Consider the following 15,424-nt stretch of genomic DNA (forward strand, 5'->3'; position numbering starts at 1 on the left):
GTATCTTTGATTAAACGTGGGTTCAACGCTTCTCGAGGCTTGGCAGCGTCGCACGGTGGCCAAAGTGGAGTGCTCCCGTGGTTAGCTGGAAAGCTGGCCCTCCTGGTACCGGGCACCCATGTCCCCTCTACGAAGGACGTCCGAGCTGCACTTCGCGCTGGACCGCAATCCATGTCGCTCGCGCCACCGCCAGCAATCTCCCGGCTTCATCGTGAAGCGCAGCTTCGGCCGCGCGTTTGCGGCCGTCGCGGCCGATGGGCCAGGCCGTGATGATGCAGCGTTCTCCCGGGCGCGGGCGGGCTTCGATCCGTGCTGACATTCGCCCCAGCAGCAGCGGTGCCTTGTCGAAGCCGCCGCTCTGTGGGTCGCAATTGCAGGCAAAACCGGTGGGGCAGTCGAGCGCCGACCAGAGGAATTCCGGCGCGACGAGGCCGTCGTCGGCGGCGAGATTCTGATCCGGCGTCCAGCTCGCCGCGAGAACGGCGTTGTGACCACGGAGCGAGCCGGCAAAAATGCGCAAGCCGTCGCCTTTCGCCCTTGCCGGACCGCAGACGAAACATGTCGGCAATGGATGCTCGTGCGGCTTCACCGGGGTCAGCAGTTCGGCGGCGCAGGCTTCCTCGAAGCTGGCTGTCTCCAGCCGCTTGAGCTCGACGCTTGCCGGCTGCCCGGTCGCGACGATCTTGTCGCCGTCGCGAAGCTCCCATGTGCCGTCGTCGGTTGCGGCCGCATCGAGCGGTGTGTCCAGCGGCGGCGGTGCGCGCAGCGTTATCTCCGCGGCGCCGGGAATGTGGCGGGCGAGCCGGCCGCAGACATAGCCGCCGTTGCCGGAGTTCGGAGGACCGCAAAAGCGTTTGTCGATGATGATCTGTGTCATCCGGTTTGTTCTCTCTTCCCGGTGTACTTTACCTGATCTTTAGGACAATTCGCCCCTGAACCGTTCGGTTGGCCACGGCACGCATGGCGTCGCTGGCATCCTCCAAAGGGAGGACGCGATCGATGTGCGGGCGGATTTTTCCGCCGGCCAGCAGTTGCATCAGCGTGGCGTTCATACGGGCGGCTTCAGCTGAGAATTTCTCCGCCCAGACGCCGACGAAGACGCCGAGGATGGAATAGTTCTTCAGCAGCGGGAGGTTCATCGGGAGCTGTGGAATTTCGCCGCTGGTGAAGCCGATCGGCATCAGCCGTCCGCCCCACTTCATCGACCGGGCCATCTGCTCGAATATCGCGCCGCCGACATTGTCGAAGCCGATATCGATCCCTTCGCCACCGGTGATCGCCTTGATCCGGTCGCGCAGATTCTCCGTGCGATAGTTGATGACCTCGCTGGCACCGTAGGCGCGCACCAGGTTCGCCTTGTCATCGGAGCCGATACCGGCGACGACGCGCAGGCCCAGGTGGCGGCCAAGGTCGACCGCGGCAAGGCCAACTCCGCCGGCCGCACCGGTGACGAACAGCGTTTCGTCGCGCTGCGCCCGGGCCCGCTCGACCAGCGCATAATAGGCCGTGCCGTAATTGTGCAGCACCGTCGCCGCGGCTTCGAATGCGACGCCATCCGGCAGTCGCACGGTTTTCGATTCCTTCGCTATCATCCGTTCGGCGTAATCGCCGGTCCAGGCGCTGCACGCCACGCGGTCACCGGGCGCGAATCCCGTGACCTTGTCGCCGACGGCGACGACGACACCGGATGCTTCCGTGCCGGGCACGAAGGGCGTCGGCGGCCGCATCTGATAGAGACCCGAGACCACCAACTGGTCCATGAAACTGACGGAGGCCGCATGGACGTCGATCAGGATCTCGTCGCGGGCCGGCTTCGGCTCGTCGATATCGCCGAGGCGCAAATCGGCGGGGCCAGTGAATGAGCTGCATAGAATTGCTCTCATCGTGTCGCTCCAACGGATTGTCTGCATTCGGCAGGTTTGCGTAACGGCGTCGCATATCCCGCGACAAGCTTGACGAAATCTGCCTGTCGCGCTGCACCGGTCTTTTCAAACAGGCGCCGGACATGCGTCTTGATCGTCGTATTGGCGACGCCGAGTGCCGCCGCCACTTCGGGAACGCCGCCGAGTTCGACGATCGCGAGCATCACACGCAACTCGGTCGGCGTCAGTTTGAATGCCTTGCCGATCACTTCGGAACGAGACGGTAGCATCAGCGCCGCCCTGCGGACGAACAGCGCTGCGACGGCGCTGTAGGCGACACCCCCACGTCGGCGTGCGCCGGAAGTCAACGGCAGAGCATGGGCGACGTGGCGCTTCCCATCCCGCCCGATCATCGGCACCGCGATCCCGTCGGCGCCGAGGAACGCGTTTTCCTTCCCGGCGGCGGCGAAGAAATGCTGCAGGGTCCGGTTGATCGTCGGATCGCAAGCCGCGAGGTGCCCGCGGATTTCGTGCAGGATGTCGCGCGCTTCGATCATGTCCTGCCCGGCAGTATTGGCGTGAATGAGACGCGCCTCCGCGTCAACGAGACAAAGACCGACGTCAAGCCCATCGAGCGTATCGGCAAACGTGGCGGCCTCCGCCGACATCCGGGGAATAGCTGATATTGTATTCATTGCGACGCTCCAGCGGGCCGAGGCGGCTGGCGATCTTCCCGCCGACGACCGAAAAGACGGGGCAGCAGCATGGGAACGCGCCGGCGATAATCCTGGTAGGTCGCGCCGAACTCGGCGATCAGGTCGCGCTCCTCGAACTGAAGCGCGGCCAGGATGTAGGCGGTGTTTGCGAGCGCAAACAGGAGGTGGCCAACAGTCATCTCGGGCGTGGCCCAGAACGCGAGCAGAAAGCCGAGCATGATGGGATGGCGCACGATCTTGTAGAGCAGCGGCGTCCTGAACGATTGACCTGGTATCGCGCTCCCGCGGAACGCGACGAAGGCCTGGCGGAGGCCGAACAGATCGAAATGATCGATCATGTGGGTCGAGGCGAACGCGATGAGCCAGCCAAGCCAATGCACGCCGATCAGCAACCAGGCCGCTATTCCGCTCGCTTGCCAGACCGGCGTCGGGATCGGACGCCACTGCCAGAACAGCAGCAACAAGATCAGGCTGGAGAGCAGCACATAGGTGCTGCGCTGGCAGGCGAGGGGAAGGAATTTGGCCGACCATCGCTTAAAGGCCGGGCGCGCCATGACGCTGTGCTGGATCGCAAACAGGCTCATCAGCAGCAGGTTGACGACGATGGCGAAGCTCAGGTCCGTGGGGTTGCCGACATCGATCGACTTATCGATCGACATGTCGATCGACTTGGGCACGACATAATTGCCGACGAAACCGAGCGCATAGAGAAATGAGACCGTGAAGATGACGTAGCTCACGATCGCGTAGAGCAAGATCAGGAAGCGCGAGATCATGTTTTTTCCTATTGTGCCTGGTGCAGCCGTGCCGCATGCAGGAGCCTGAATTGCTCGCTGGCGAGCAGGCTCGATCTGCCCCGACTGCTATTGCTGGACCGTCCCCTGTGCGTCCCCCGGGGCGCCGCAAGGGGAGGGAGGACTTTCATGACGACTTTCTCGCTGGGGACATTCGGGTTCCCTGAGGTCCACGCCGACGGCCGCCCGATCAAGTTGGCCTTGCGCAAGGGCCTGGCGCTGCTGGTCTATCTCGCGGAGGCCAAGGGTGCTGTGGCCCGGGACGTCCTGGCCACGCTGCTGTGGCCCGAGGCCGAGCGCGAGACCGGGCTTGCGCGATTGCGGCGGCTGCTTCACCGCATCGAGCTGACGCTCGGCCAGCAAGTGTTCGAGACCGATCGGACCAGTCTGCGATGGTCTCCGGCAGCCGCGCTGCAGGTCGATGCACATCTGTTCGAGAGCGCCTGCGATCGCGGTGACTTTGACGAGGCCTGCCAGATTTATCGGGGAGATTTCCTCGCAGGCTTCTCGCCAGAGGATTGTCCGGAATTCGACGACTGGGCGTTCTTCCGCCGCGAGGCGCTGCGGGGACGGCTGATGCACGCGCTGGAGCGTCTGGTGCAGGACAAGACCGCTGCCGGAGACTACTTCGCCGCGGCCACGCATGCGACCCGTCTGGCCGAGCTCGATCCTTTGAGCGAGGTCTATGGCCGGCATCTGATCCGCAGCCTGCTGCTGGCGGGCGACCGCAGCGCGGCAGAGCGGCACCATGCGGCACTGAGGCAGCGGCTGCGTGACGAGCTTGGTGTTACGCCGGAAGCCGAGACCGCGGCGTTGATGAGTCCTGTGGCGGCACACTCCGTACCAGCGACGCGCTACGTCAAGGGCGCCGGTGTGCATCTGGCGTATCAGACCTATGGCAGCGGTCCGCTCGACATCCTGGTCATGCCCGGCTTCGTATCGCATGTGGAACGCGCCTGGGAGCATCCGGCGAGCCGAACCTTTCTGGCCTCACTGACGAAGCTGGGGCGTCTGATCGTGTTCGATCGTCGCGGGATCGGGTTGTCCGACCGGGTTGGGTCGGCGCCTGATATCGACGTCACCGCGGAGGATATCGGCACCGTGCTGCGCGCCGCGGATGCGCGCCGCGTCGTGCTGTTCGGCGCATCCGAGTGCGGACCGGCCTGCATCAAATTCGCCGTCGACGAGCCGCGTCTCGTGGCCGGACTCATCCTGTTCGGTGCATTGGCCAAGGGCTGCTGGTCGCAGGATTATCCGCACGCGTTGCGCGCCAGCCAGTACGACGCCTGGAGCAAGCACCTCATCGCACAATGGGGAGGTCCGGTGGGGATTGAGACCTTCGCACCCAGCCTTGCCGGCGATCCCCAGGCCCGCGCCTGGTGGGCGGGGCTATTGCGCGCGGCCTCCAGTCCCGGCGGCATCTCGGCCGTGCTCGAGGCGTTTCGCGACGCCGACGTGCGGCAGCTTTTGCCGCAAATTGCCATGCCGACACTGGTGCTGCATCGTCGTGACGACAAGGCCGTACGGATCGCGGCCGGCCGCGATGTGGCGAGCCGGATCAAAGGTGCGCAATTCGTCGAGCTCGACGGCAACGATCACTGGTTCTTCGCGGGTGATCAGAGGCCGGTGCTCGATGCGATCAGGGGATTTACGGAAGGATTGCCGAGGCGATGAGGCGAGGCACGTAAATCCGAGCCTCGGTCATTGGCACGTTTCGTGCCTGCCAAAGTGGCACAAAAAAGCGTCGCGTCTATCCGCTGCCTCGAGGAAATGAGCCGGCGCGACATAGTCTTAGCCAAGGAGACCCTGACATGAAACGCGAAGACCTCACCGAGAAGCTGCTCGACATCAAGCGCGAGAAGGGCTGGAGCTGGAATTATATCTGCGAAAAGATCGGCGGCTATTCCGAGGTGCTGATAACAGGCGCGATCCTCGGCCAGATGAAACTGACGAAGCCGCAGGCGGCCAACGCCGGCGAGTTGTTCGGCCTGTCGAAGGCGGAGACCGCCATGCTGAACGAAGTGCCGATGCGCGGCACCGGCACGCCGATGCCGCCGACCGACCCGCTGATCTACCGATTTTACGAGATGGTGATGGTCAACGGCCCGGCCTGGAAGGCGCTGATCGAGGAGGAGTTCGGCGACGGCATCATGTCCGCGATCGACTTCGACATGGCGATCGAACGCGTGGCGAACCCGAAGGGCGACCGCGTCAAGTTCACGATGAGCGGCAAATTCCTGCCGTACAAATATTACGGCGCCAGCGGCAACGTGCCGGAATATGGGTTCAAGGAGGGATAGCTGGTTGGCATTCCGGGGGCGCGTCGCAGACGTGGCCCCGGAATGATGCTTCGCCTTATTTCCCGGCCTTCACCTCGGCCGCCGCCACCGCGATCAGCTCGTTCATCTTGGCCCGAATCGCCTGTTCGGTGATGGCGACGTTCTTGGCGGCGAAGTCGGCCATGACCTTGCGCAGGACGTCGGCGTCACCGGCTTCCTCGAAATCGGCCGCGACCACCTCCTTGGCATAGGCCGTGGCGGCATCGCCGGTAATGCCGAGCTTTTCGGCCGCCCACAGACCGAGCAGCCGGTTGCGGCGGGCTTCCGCCTTGAATTTCTGCTCCTCGTCGAGGGCAAACTTCTTCTCGAAGCCTTCCTCGCGCTTGTCCAACGTGCTCATGCCTTTTCCAATTCCCTGCTGACTGGACCCGGCTGGCCCTCGTTGCGAGAGCCCCGGTGCATGCCTAGATAGGGGGCAGGAATCGGCAAAACAACGAGCCGTTAAGCCGCAGGCAAGGCGGTATAAGTTTGATGCCGGACGGCCGGATCGATTGTGCTGGGACAGCCAATCGGATAGGTTGCCTCAGGCTGGGTTCCCGTTCTGTTTCTAGGGGTCCGGGCCGTTCACGGCAGCTCCGCTGTGGGTCGTAGTCTCGTCAACCGGAGCACACCAAATACATGGATTTCAACAAAACACGGTACATCCCCATGAGCCGTCGGCGTCGCATTTATGAAGGCAAGGCAAAGGTTCTTTACGAAGGCCCGGAGCCCGGTACCCTGATCCAGCACTTCAAGGATGACGCCACCGCGTTCAATGCGAAAAAGCATCAGGTGATCGAGGGCAAGGGTGTCCTCAACAACCGGATCTCGGAGTACCTGTTTCAGCACCTCAACGACATCGGGGTGCCGACTCATTTCATCCGCCGCCTCAACATGCGCGAGCAGTTGATCCGCGAAGTCGAGATCGTGCCGCTGGAAGTGGTGGTGCGGAACGTTGCCGCCGGCTCGCTGTCGCAGCGCCTCGGCATCGAGGAGGGCACGCAGCTGCCCCGTTCGATCATCGAGTTCTACTACAAGAACGACCAGCTCAACGACCCCATGGTGTCGGAAGAGCACATCACCGCTTTCGGGTGGGCGACACCGCAGGAGATCGACGACATCATGGCACTTGCCATCCGTGTCAACGACTTCCTCACCGGTCTCTTCCTCGGCATCGGCATCCGCCTCGTCGACTTCAAGATGGAGTGCGGCCGGCTGTTCGAGAACGAGATGATGCGGATCATCGTCGCCGACGAGATCTCGCCGGATAGCTGCCGCCTGTGGGACATCAAGTCGAACGAGAAGCTCGACAAGGACCGTTTCCGCAGGGATCTCGGTGGGCTGCTCGAGGCCTATACCGAAGTCGCCAAGCGTCTCGGCATTCTCATGGAGAACGAGCGTCCGGCGGGCTCAGGCCCGGTGCTGGTGAAGAGCTAAGAGGGATCTGACGTGAAGGCACGTGTCACCGTTACGTTGAAAACGGGCATCCTCGATCCGCAGGGTAAGGCGATCGAGGGTGCGTTGAAGTCGCTCGGCGTCGACGGCATCGCCAGCGTTCGCCAAGGCAAGGTGTTCGACATCGAGCTCGCCGGCGCGGACAAGGCCAAGGCGGAGGCGGCGTTGAAGGACGCCGCCGACAAGCTGCTGGCGAACACCGTGATCGAGAATTATCGGGTCGAGCTGATCGGGTGAACGGGATGGCTCACAGCCATCCGACCCGACGAAAACGCCAATACAGCGCGCCGCAAGCCGTCAGCATCACGCCGAGCAGCGTGTAATAGCCGTACTCCCAGTCCAGCTCCGGCATGTGCTTGAAGTTCATGCCGTAGATGCCGGCAAGCGCGGTCGGGATCGCGATGATCGCGAGCCAGGAGGCAAGTTTCTTGGAGACCGCCGTCTCCTGGGCCTGGCCGACCAGCAGGCTCGCTTCGAAGGCGAAGGCCAGCACCTCGCGCATGGAATCGATCCGCTCCTGGATGTTGCGGACGTGGTCGGTGACGTCGCGGAACAGCGGCTGCATCGTCGCGCGCACCATCGCAAGCTCGTCGTGCTCCAGACGGCGGCAGACCTCCACCAGCGGCCCGATCGCGGTCCTGAGCCGCAAGAGGTCGCGGCGCAGCATATAGAGCCGCTCGATCTGCGCCTTGCTGATCGCCTTGGAGAGCACGTCGTCCTCGATGCTCTCGACCTCTTCGTGAATGCTCTCGAGCACGGGCGAGTAGTTGTCGACGATGAAATCGAGGATGGCGTAGAGGATGTAGTCCTCGCCGCGCGCGAGCGCTCGCGGGCAGCTTTCGCAACGTTCGCGCACCGGCGTGTAGGATGTCGACGCGCCGTGGCGCACCGAGACCAGATAGCCTTCGCCAACGAAGATGTGCGTCTCGCCGAAGGCGATCCGGCCCTCGATCAGTTGCGCGGTTCGCGCCACGATGAACAGGGCCTCGCCATATTGCTCGATCTTCGGTCTCTGATGGGCGTGGTTGGCGTCCTCGATGGCAAGCTCGTGCAGGTCGAACTGCTTCTGCACCGCGCTGAGCAGCGCCATGTCGGGCTCGTGCAGCCCGATCCAGACCACGTGGCCGGGCTTCGCCCGCCAGCTCGAGGCCTCGCTGATGGCAATATTGGCGACGCGCCGGCCGTCGACATAGGCACCGGCGGCGATCACGCCCTCGGTGGACACCGGCTCGGAGAGGGATGCGGGCAGCGAGGGGACATTCATGGCTTTAATCCCGGGCGAATCGATCGGCCGATGGCGGGCTATGGCCTGTGCACAACGCTCGCGGCCGAGGCTAGCACTGGTAAAATCCCCGTCAAATGGATATGTCTGCTCACGATTTGGCAGCCGTGCCAGCCCCATTCAATCTTCGTTCGGAACCTCTGCCATGAAAGCCGCCATCCTCGTCTTTCCCGGAATCAACCGCGAGCGCGACATGGCGCGTGCCTTGAGGCTGATCTCGGGCAGCGAGCCCGCGATGGTGTGGCATGCCGAGACGTCGCTGCCTGATGGCACCGACCTCGTGGTGGTGCCCGGCGGGTTCTCCTATGGCGATTATCTGCGCTGCGGCGCGATTGCGGCGCGGGCGCCGGTGATGGACGCGGTGCGCGACTATGCGGCCAAGGGCGGCCTCGTGCTCGGCGTCTGCAACGGTTTTCAGATCCTCTGCGAGTCCGGCCTCTTGCCTGGCGTCCTGATGCGCAATGCGCGGCTGAGATTCATCTGCCACGACGTGCATCTGCGCGTGGAGCGCTCCGACACGCCATTCACGCGCGGCTACAATGCCGGGCAGGTGATCCGCGTGCCCATCGCGCATGGCGAGGGCAATTATGCGGCGGACGCGGAGACCATCAAGCGGCTCGAAGGCGAGGGTCGCGTCCTTTACCGCTATTGCTCGGCTGACGGCGCGATCGACGATATCAGCAACATCAACGGCGCCGCGCAATCCATCGCCGGCATCGTCAACGACAAGGGCAACGTGCTCGGCATGATGCCGCATCCGGAAAACCACGTCGAAGACATCATGGGCTGCACCGACGGTCGCGGCCTGTTCGCCGGCCTCACCGCGCATCTGGAAAAAGCCGCGTGATTGCGTTCGTGCTGAAGCGGCTGCCGGCCGCTGTCGCCGTCGTTGCGTTCGCGACGGCCGCGTTCGCACAGGATTTCCCCAAGCGTCCCGTCACCATGATCGTGCCGTTCGCGGCCGGCGGCACGTCCGACGTGATCGCGCGCACGGTTGCCGAGCAGATGGGCATCGCGCTCGGCCAGACCATCGTGATCGAGAATGTCGCCGGCGCCGGCGGATCGACCGCACTGGCGCGCGCCTCCCGCGCCGAGCCCGACGGCTACACCGTTGCGATCGGCAATGCCGGCACCAACGCCGCGACCTATACGATCTATCCAAAGCTGCCGTTCACGCCGGACTCCTTCGTGCCGATCGCCATGGTGGCGAAGACGTTCGGCATCATCGCCGTGCGCAAGGATTTTCCGGCAAAGGACCTGAAAGAATTCATCGCCTACGCCAAGGCCAATCCCGGTAAGATCAATCTCGGCCATGCCGGCGTCGGCTCTTCGAACTACCTGATCTGCAAGAGCTTCGTCACAGCCGCCGGGATCGACGCGACGCTGGTCGGCTATCGCGGCGCCGCCCCCGCGCTCACCGATGCGATCGGCGGCCAGATCGACGGCGTCTGCGATGCGGCAGCCTCCGTCTCGCAGTCGATCAACGAGAAGCTGGCGCGCGGGCTCGTGGTCGGCTCGACCGTGCGGCTCGCGACCCTGCCGGATCTGCCGACGTCGGCCGAAGCCGGCCTGCCCGAATTCGAGGCACAGGGCTGGAATGGTCTGTTCGCGCCCAAGGGTACTCCGCCGGCGGTCATTGCCAAGCTGAATGCCGCCGCGCGTACGGCCGTGGAAACCAGCGCGGTGAAGAAACGGTTCGCCGACCTCTCGACCGTTGCCCCCGATCCCGACGAGCACACGCCCGAGGTGCTGCAAAAGCTCGTGACGCGCGACGTCGAGAAGTACCGCAAGATGCTGGCCGACGACGCCAAGTAATAACGCGAGACTCCTGAGCGTTGGCATCATCGCCACCGAGAACGCTTTACCCCGCAGCAGGAATGCGGGCGATCACCTTGATCTCGAAGTCGAACCCGGCAAGCCAATTCACTCCGACTGCCGTCCAGTTCGGATAGGGTGCCTGCCCGATCTCCGCAGCGCGAATTGCCATCACCTTCTCGATCTGCGTGGCCGGATCGGTATGGAACGTGGTGACGTCCACCACATCGTCCAGCGTGCATCCGGCCGCTGCGAGAACGGCACGCAGATTGGCAAACGCGCGTCGGACCTGGTCCTCAAACACCGGTTCGGGCGAGCCGTCCTCGCGACTTCCAACCTGCCCGGAGACGAAGAGCAGGTCGCCGGACCGGATCGCGGCCGAATAGCGGTGCGCTTCATAGAGGGCGTGGCGGCCGGCCGGGAAGATTGCGTCGCGCTTGGGCATGTCTGGATCCTTGATTGATGGATGGCGGTCGCAGCTGTGGTGGGCAGGGCCTGCCACTGGATTTCCACGAGCTGTTCATATACGTAGCGTATGTGGAATATGGATCACATACGGACCGTATGTCAATAGAGTCGGCAAATGGAGTTGGGAAGCATGGCGAAGGGGAAGCGCGCCGAGGCGATGGCGGAAAGTCGGGCCAAGCTCATCCGGGCCGCGCGCAGGGCGTTTGCCACTCAAGGCTATGCAGCCGCGTCGATGGACGAGCTGACTGCTTCCGTCGGACTGACGCGGGGCGCGCTGTATCACAACTTCGAAGACAAGAAGGGGCTGCTCTGGGCCGTCGTTGAGCAGATCGACAGCGAAATGGCGGAACGGCTCCGCACGGCCCGCGAGCAAGCGCCGAGCTTGTGGCAAGGACTGCTTGCAGAGGGGACCGCCTATATCGAGATGGCGCTCGATCCTGAAATTCAGCGCGTCATGCTTCTGGATGGACCGGCCGTGCTCGGTGATCCATCCAAGTGGCCCGGCGAGAATGCCTGTCTTGAGATTACCATGCGAACCATTCGGTCGCTGATCGAACAGGGGATTGTGAAGCCCGTCGATGTCGAAGCGGCGGGACGCTTGCTGAACGGGGCTGCGCTGAGCGCAGCGCTGTGGGTCGCCGCAGCCGACGATCCGCCAGGCGTCCTGACCAAGGCCGTTGACGCCTTCCAAGCGTTGGCGAGCGGATTGTTGCGCAAGCCGCATTGAGTGCCTCGTGCCGAACGGCGGAAGCAGCGGGTCACCGCAGCTTCAACCGCTCCGTCGGCACCGTCATCGCGGCGACGCCCGCCATGACCAGCACCAGTCCCAGCGCCAGGTTCGAGGGCACGCTCTCGCCGAGCAGCAGCACGGAGAGGCCGACGCCAATCGGGATACGCAAATAGCCTTGTGCGTTCGTCGTCAGCGTGCCGAGCCGTCCCAGGCACATGTAGAACAGCATCAGCCCCAGGGCGCTGGACACGATGCCCATGACGATGGTGGCTATGATCGCGGTCGGTGTCGGGTGCAGCGTCCAGGGCTGGTCGACGATCATCGAAGGCGGCAGCAGCACGAGGCCGCCGAACAGCAGCGAGCCGGCTGCCACCACCATCGGATCGTATTCGGACAGCCGCAGGCCGAAGATCGTGGCGCAGGCGAACGAGATGGTGGCGAGCAGGATAGCGATCTCCGCCACGATCTCGCTGCCGAAGCCGCGCAGCGCATCCAGGCCCACGATGACGATGGTGCCGGCGAGGCCGAGGAGCGCGCCCAAGAGCTTCAACAGCGTTGCCGGCTCGTGACGCGTGATCAGGGAGGTGATCAGGAAGGCGAAGATCGGCGTGGTCGAGGCCAGCACCACCGTGTTCGACGCCGGCACATATTGCTGCGACCAGGTGATGATCAGGAACGGAAAGGTCGAGTTGATCAATTGCTGGGTCGCGAACAACTTCCACGCCTTGGCGTCGGTCGGGATCCTGACGCCGCGCATCCACAGGATCGCGAACAGGAAGGCGGCCGCGATCAGCGAGCGCGCCGAGATGAAGGTCACGGGCGGGATCGTATCCAGCGCGAGCTTCGCCAACGGATAGGTTGAACTCCAGCAGCAGGCCAGCGCGAACAGCAGCGCATAGTCGCGCCAGTTGCGCGCGCCTGTGGCGGGCATGGACGGCAATTGCGAGACTGTGGCCCGCCCCGTCGGCGATGTGCTCTGCGGCACCTTGATGTTGCTCCCCGGCGCGACAGCGCTGGACACAAGTCTGGGCGAGGGGGCGCCAAAAGGGAAGGCGGCGAGCTATGCGTTTGGCTGCGGTGCCGGCTTCCGCTTCACCCGCTTGATCGTACCGGAGAAGGTGAAGAGAGGCCGCCCGCCCGATATCAGCTTGCCGCGCAGGAAGATCAGCGAGCCGCCGGCGCGGGAGACCTCGCCGACGCATTCGATCAACTCGCCTTCGCGCGCCGCGTCGAGGAAGTCGCAGGCGAAATTGGTGGTCACCGCCGGCCCATCCAGTTCGTGGGTGGCGATCGCGAACAGGCAATAGTCGGCAAACGCCATGAAGCAGCCGCCATGGACGTTTCCGGAGCCGTTGAGGTGCTTTTTCTCGACCCGGAACGCCGAGCGGACGCTGCCGTCGTCCTCGATCTTGTGCCAGAACGGGCCGATATGGCTCTCAAAACTGTCACGAATCCAGGTTCGCCAGCCCTGGAATTCCCCATCGGTGGCGACGTGGAGGTCGGGGCGGCGAGGCGGGGGCGCTTTGGTCAATTCATGCAAGGAAATGGGCCTTCAATTGCGGGTCTTTTGTCCTTAAATCCGATCTGTCCGCGCTGTGCAATTCCTGTTCCCGCAGCCCCCGGCCGCAAAACGTGGGACAGCGGGAAAATGCGCCATAAAGGGCTTTTCCAAGCCGTCCGATGTTCCTAAGAACGGCCAACCGCTGTCGAAAGCCCAAATTCCATGAAGAACGAACCCAAGATCACCCCCGAGCTGATTGCCGCCCACGGGCTCAAGCCCGACGAGTATGAGCGCATTCTCAAGCTGATCGGGCGGGAGCCGACCTTCACCGAGCTCGGCATCTTCTCGGCGATGTGGAACGAGCACTGCTCGTACAAATCCTCGCGCCTCCATCTCAAGGGCTTGCCGACCAAGGCGCCCTGGGTGATCCAGGGCCCGGGCGAGAATGCCGGCGTGATCGACATCGGCGACGGCCAGGCCGTGGTCTTCAAGATGGAGAGCCACAACCACCCGAGCTACATCGAGCCTTACCAGGGCGCGACCACCGGTGTCGGTGGCATCTTGCGCGACGTTTTCACCATGGGCGCGCGGCCGATCGCCTGCCTCAACGCGCTGAGCTTTGGCGCACCGGAGCATGCCAGGACGCGGCATCTCGTCTCCGGTGTCGTCGCTGGCGTCGGCGGCTACGGCAACTCGTTCGGCGTGCCGACGGTCGGCGGCCAGGTCCGTTTCCACACCCGCTATGACGGCAACATTCTCGTCAACGCGATGGCGGTCGGCCTCGCCGATACCGACAAGATCTTCTATGCCGCCGCCTCCGGCGTGAACATGCCGATCGTCTATCTCGGCTCCAAGACCGGCCGCGACGGCATCCACGGCGCCTCGATGGCCTCGGCCGAGTTCGACGACAAGTCCGAAGAGAAGCGTCCGACCGTGCAGGTCGGCGATCCCTTTGCCGAAAAGCTGCTGTTAGAGGCTTGTCTCGAGATCATGGAGAAGGGCTGCGTCATCGCGATCCAGGACATGGGCGCGGCGGGCCTGACCTGTTCGGCGGTGGAGATGGGCGCCAAGGGCGACCTCGGCGTCGATCTCGATCTCGACGCGGTGCCGACGCGCGAGATCGGCATGAGCGCCTACGAGATGATGCTCTCGGAGAGCCAGGAGCGCATGCTCATGGTGCTCAAGCCCGAGAAGGAGAAAGAGGCCGAGGCGATCTTCAAGAAGTGGGGCCTCGATTTCGCCGTGGTCGGCTACACCACGCCGAGCAAGCGCTTCGTGGTCAAGCATGGCGGTGACGTCATGGCCGATTTGCCGATCAAGGAGCTCGGCGACGAGGCGCCGCTCTATGATCGCCCGCATGTCCCCTCCGCCGCGCTGCCGGTCGTGCATGCGCGCGAGGTGGCGGCGCCGATGGGTCTCGGTGCCGCGCTCGAAAAGCTGATCGGAACGCCCGATATGTGCAGCAAGCGCTGGGTCTGGGAGCAGTACGACCACGTGATTCTCGGCAACACCATGCAGCGTCCCGGCGGCGATGCCGCGGTTGTGCGCGTGCAGGACGGCCCGAAGGGCTTGGCACTGACCGTCGACGTGACGCCGCGCTATTGCGAGGCTGATCCGTTTGAAGGCGGCAAGCAGGCGGTGGCGGAAGCCTGGCGCAACATCACCGCGGTTGGCGGCAAGCCGCTTGCGATCACCGACAATCTCAATTTCGGCAATCCTGAGCGGCCCGAGATCATGGGCCAGTTCGTCGGCTGCCTGAAGGGCATCTCGGAAGCCTGCCGCACGCTCGACTTCCCGGTCGTGTCCGGCAACGTCTCGCTCTACAACGAGACCAACGGCCGCGCGATCTTGCCGACGCCCTCGATCGGCGGCGTCGGCCTGCTCGATGATTTCACCAAGTCGGCGTCACTCGCCTTCAAGGCCGAAGGCGAGGCGATCCTCTTGATCGGCGAGACCCATGGCTGGCTCGGCCAGTCCGTTTACCTGCGCGACATCTGCGGTCGCGAGGAGGGCGCGCCGCCGCCGGTCGACCTCGCGGCTGAGAAGCGCAACGGCGACTGCGTGCGCGGCATGATCCATGCGGGCACCGCGACCGCCGTGCACGATCTCTCCGACGGTGGCCTGCTGATCGCGTTGGCCGAGATGGCGATGGCGAGCGGCATCGGCGCCAAACTGCTCGCGGCGCCGACCTCCTTGGTGCCTCAGGCCTATTGGTTCGGCGAGGACCAGGCGCGCTATCTCGTCACCGTGCCTGAAGCGGAAGCCGGCCGCGTGCTCGCCAAGATGCGCGGCTGCGAAGTGCCCTGCGTGCGGATCGGCACCACCGGCGGCGCTGCCGTCGCGATCGCGGGCGAAGCGCCTGTAACGATCGAGGCGCTGCGGACCTCGTTCGAGCGCTGGCTGCCGGAGTATATGGGCGGCAAGGCGGCCTGAGGGGCTGAACCGGTAGCCCGGATGAGCGAAGCGATATCCGGGTCTTTGTC

General features: G+C 64.2%; 17 protein-coding genes. 8 read left to right on the top strand and 9 right to left on the bottom strand.

What is annotated here, in order from left to right; genetic code table 11:
- Positions 1-127: 127 nt before the first annotated feature.
- The 4 genes from IVB13_RS31105 to mddA all read right to left on the bottom strand — a co-directional run bounded on the left by IVB13_RS31105 (position 128) and on the right by mddA (position 3,354).
- A complete protein-coding gene (locus IVB13_RS31105) occupies positions 128-877 on the bottom strand; it encodes a hypothetical protein (protein ID WP_247491187.1) in 750 nt (249 codons plus the stop codon).
- Positions 878-905: 28 nt separating this feature from the next.
- Entirely contained in the window at positions 906-1,883 is a 978-nt protein-coding gene (locus tag IVB13_RS31110; protein WP_247491190.1) for an NADPH:quinone oxidoreductase family protein, read from the bottom strand.
- Positions 1,880-2,419 carry a helix-turn-helix transcriptional regulator gene (locus IVB13_RS31115; protein WP_247491191.1) on the bottom strand — a complete coding sequence of 180 codons (540 nt, stop codon included), beginning with the start codon at positions 2,417-2,419 and terminating at the stop codon, positions 1,880-1,882. Before IVB13_RS31115 ends, IVB13_RS31110 begins: the two co-directional genes overlap by 4 nt.
- Before the next feature lie 134 nt (positions 2,420-2,553).
- Entirely contained in the window at positions 2,554-3,354 is an 801-nt protein-coding gene (gene mddA / locus IVB13_RS31120; RefSeq protein WP_247491193.1) for a methanethiol S-methyltransferase, read from the bottom strand.
- Positions 3,355-3,501: 147 nt separating this feature from the next.
- On the opposite strand from mddA, the gene IVB13_RS31125 reads away from it, so the two are divergent.
- Positions 3,502-5,046, top strand: a complete 1,545-nt coding sequence (locus tag IVB13_RS31125) for an alpha/beta fold hydrolase (protein ID WP_247491195.1) — start codon at positions 3,502-3,504, stop codon at positions 5,044-5,046.
- 137 nt (positions 5,047-5,183) lie between these two features.
- Positions 5,184-5,672, top strand: a complete 489-nt coding sequence (gene cynS, locus IVB13_RS31130; protein ID WP_247491197.1) for a cyanase — start codon at positions 5,184-5,186, stop codon at positions 5,670-5,672.
- A 55-nt stretch (positions 5,673-5,727) separates the two neighbouring features.
- Here cynS and IVB13_RS31135 read toward each other — a convergent pair whose 3' ends face one another.
- On the bottom strand, positions 5,728-6,051 hold the full coding sequence (locus tag IVB13_RS31135) for a DUF1476 domain-containing protein (protein WP_007602260.1): 324 nt from the start codon (positions 6,049-6,051) through the stop codon (positions 5,728-5,730).
- A gap of 308 nt (positions 6,052-6,359) precedes the next feature.
- Between IVB13_RS31135 and purC the strand changes: the two genes are divergently transcribed.
- Together purC and purS are read left to right on the top strand one after the other, a co-directional pair.
- Complete coding sequence (purC, locus tag IVB13_RS31140) at positions 6,360-7,127, top strand: phosphoribosylaminoimidazolesuccinocarboxamide synthase (protein ID WP_008974302.1); 768 nt, start codon at positions 6,360-6,362, stop codon at positions 7,125-7,127.
- A gap of 12 nt (positions 7,128-7,139) precedes the next feature.
- Positions 7,140-7,382, top strand: coding sequence for a phosphoribosylformylglycinamidine synthase subunit PurS (purS, locus tag IVB13_RS31145; RefSeq protein ID WP_247392670.1), 243 nt, complete (start codon positions 7,140-7,142; stop codon positions 7,380-7,382).
- Between the two features lie 10 nt (positions 7,383-7,392).
- On the opposite strand, the gene IVB13_RS31150 is transcribed toward purS, so the two are convergent.
- Positions 7,393-8,409, bottom strand: coding sequence for a magnesium and cobalt transport protein CorA (locus IVB13_RS31150; RefSeq protein WP_018455523.1), 1,017 nt, complete (start codon positions 8,407-8,409; stop codon positions 7,393-7,395).
- Positions 8,410-8,572: 163 nt separating this feature from the next.
- Here IVB13_RS31150 and purQ point away from each other — a divergent pair, with 163 nt between their 5' ends.
- Positions 8,573-9,274 (top strand): phosphoribosylformylglycinamidine synthase subunit PurQ, encoded by a 702-nt coding sequence (gene purQ, locus IVB13_RS31155; RefSeq protein ID WP_247491199.1) that lies wholly within the window; start codon positions 8,573-8,575, stop codon positions 9,272-9,274.
- A complete protein-coding gene (locus IVB13_RS31160; protein WP_085396068.1) occupies positions 9,271-10,242 on the top strand; it encodes a tripartite tricarboxylate transporter substrate binding protein BugD in 972 nt (323 codons plus the stop codon). The genes purQ and IVB13_RS31160 overlap by 4 nt, the downstream gene beginning before the upstream one ends.
- Before the next feature lie 46 nt (positions 10,243-10,288).
- Here the strand turns inward: IVB13_RS31160 and IVB13_RS31165 are convergent, their stop codons facing one another.
- Positions 10,289-10,687, bottom strand: coding sequence for a RidA family protein (locus tag IVB13_RS31165; protein ID WP_085396070.1), 399 nt, complete (start codon positions 10,685-10,687; stop codon positions 10,289-10,291).
- A gap of 153 nt (positions 10,688-10,840) precedes the next feature.
- Here IVB13_RS31165 and IVB13_RS31170 point away from each other — a divergent pair, with 153 nt between their 5' ends.
- Positions 10,841-11,437 carry a TetR/AcrR family transcriptional regulator gene (locus IVB13_RS31170; RefSeq protein WP_085349363.1) on the top strand — a complete coding sequence of 199 codons (597 nt, stop codon included), beginning with the start codon at positions 10,841-10,843 and terminating at the stop codon, positions 11,435-11,437.
- Between the two features lie 31 nt (positions 11,438-11,468).
- On the opposite strand, the gene IVB13_RS31175 is transcribed toward IVB13_RS31170, so the two are convergent.
- Together IVB13_RS31175 and IVB13_RS31180 are read right to left on the bottom strand one after the other, a co-directional pair.
- Complete coding sequence (locus tag IVB13_RS31175) at positions 11,469-12,425, bottom strand: DMT family transporter (RefSeq protein WP_247440490.1); 957 nt, start codon at positions 12,423-12,425, stop codon at positions 11,469-11,471.
- Positions 12,426-12,500: 75 nt separating this feature from the next.
- On the bottom strand, positions 12,501-12,980 hold the full coding sequence (locus tag IVB13_RS31180) for a PaaI family thioesterase (protein ID WP_085384292.1): 480 nt from the start codon (positions 12,978-12,980) through the stop codon (positions 12,501-12,503).
- A gap of 183 nt (positions 12,981-13,163) precedes the next feature.
- Between IVB13_RS31180 and purL the strand changes: the two genes are divergently transcribed.
- A complete protein-coding gene (gene purL, locus IVB13_RS31185) occupies positions 13,164-15,374 on the top strand; it encodes a phosphoribosylformylglycinamidine synthase subunit PurL (RefSeq protein WP_247491201.1) in 2,211 nt (736 codons plus the stop codon).
- Positions 15,375-15,424: the final 50 nt, after the last annotated feature.

The organism is Bradyrhizobium sp. 17 (assembly GCF_023073515.1).
GTDB lineage: Bacteria > Pseudomonadota > Alphaproteobacteria > Rhizobiales > Xanthobacteraceae > Bradyrhizobium > Bradyrhizobium canariense_D.

Bases quoted from the DNA above. Each gene is read 5' to 3' on its own strand.
- IVB13_RS31165 (WP_085396070.1), bottom strand. From the start codon at position 10,687: ATGCCCAAGCGCGACGCAATCTTCCCGGCCGGCCGCCACGCCCTCTAT.
- IVB13_RS31115 (WP_247491191.1), bottom strand. From the start codon at position 2,419: ATGATCGAAGCGCGCGACATCCTGCACGAAATCCGCGGGCACCTCGCG.
- IVB13_RS31125 (WP_247491195.1), top strand. From the start codon at position 3,502: ATGACGACTTTCTCGCTGGGGACATTCGGGTTCCCTGAGGTCCACGCC.
- mddA (WP_247491193.1), bottom strand. From the start codon at position 3,354: ATGATCTCGCGCTTCCTGATCTTGCTCTACGCGATCGTGAGCTACGTC.
- IVB13_RS31135 (WP_007602260.1), bottom strand. From the start codon at position 6,051: ATGAGCACGTTGGACAAGCGCGAGGAAGGCTTCGAGAAGAAGTTTGCC.
- purC (WP_008974302.1), top strand. From the start codon at position 6,360: ATGAGCCGTCGGCGTCGCATTTATGAAGGCAAGGCAAAGGTTCTTTAC.
- purL (WP_247491201.1), top strand. From the start codon at position 13,164: ATGAAGAACGAACCCAAGATCACCCCCGAGCTGATTGCCGCCCACGGG.
- IVB13_RS31170 (WP_085349363.1), top strand. From the start codon at position 10,841: ATGGCGAAGGGGAAGCGCGCCGAGGCGATGGCGGAAAGTCGGGCCAAG.
- IVB13_RS31110 (WP_247491190.1), bottom strand. From the start codon at position 1,883: ATGAGAGCAATTCTATGCAGCTCATTCACTGGCCCCGCCGATTTGCGC.
- IVB13_RS31105 (WP_247491187.1), bottom strand. From the start codon at position 877: ATGACACAGATCATCATCGACAAACGCTTTTGCGGTCCTCCGAACTCC.
- IVB13_RS31150 (WP_018455523.1), bottom strand. From the start codon at position 8,409: ATGAATGTCCCCTCGCTGCCCGCATCCCTCTCCGAGCCGGTGTCCACC.
- cynS (WP_247491197.1), top strand. From the start codon at position 5,184: ATGAAACGCGAAGACCTCACCGAGAAGCTGCTCGACATCAAGCGCGAG.
- purQ (WP_247491199.1), top strand. From the start codon at position 8,573: ATGAAAGCCGCCATCCTCGTCTTTCCCGGAATCAACCGCGAGCGCGAC.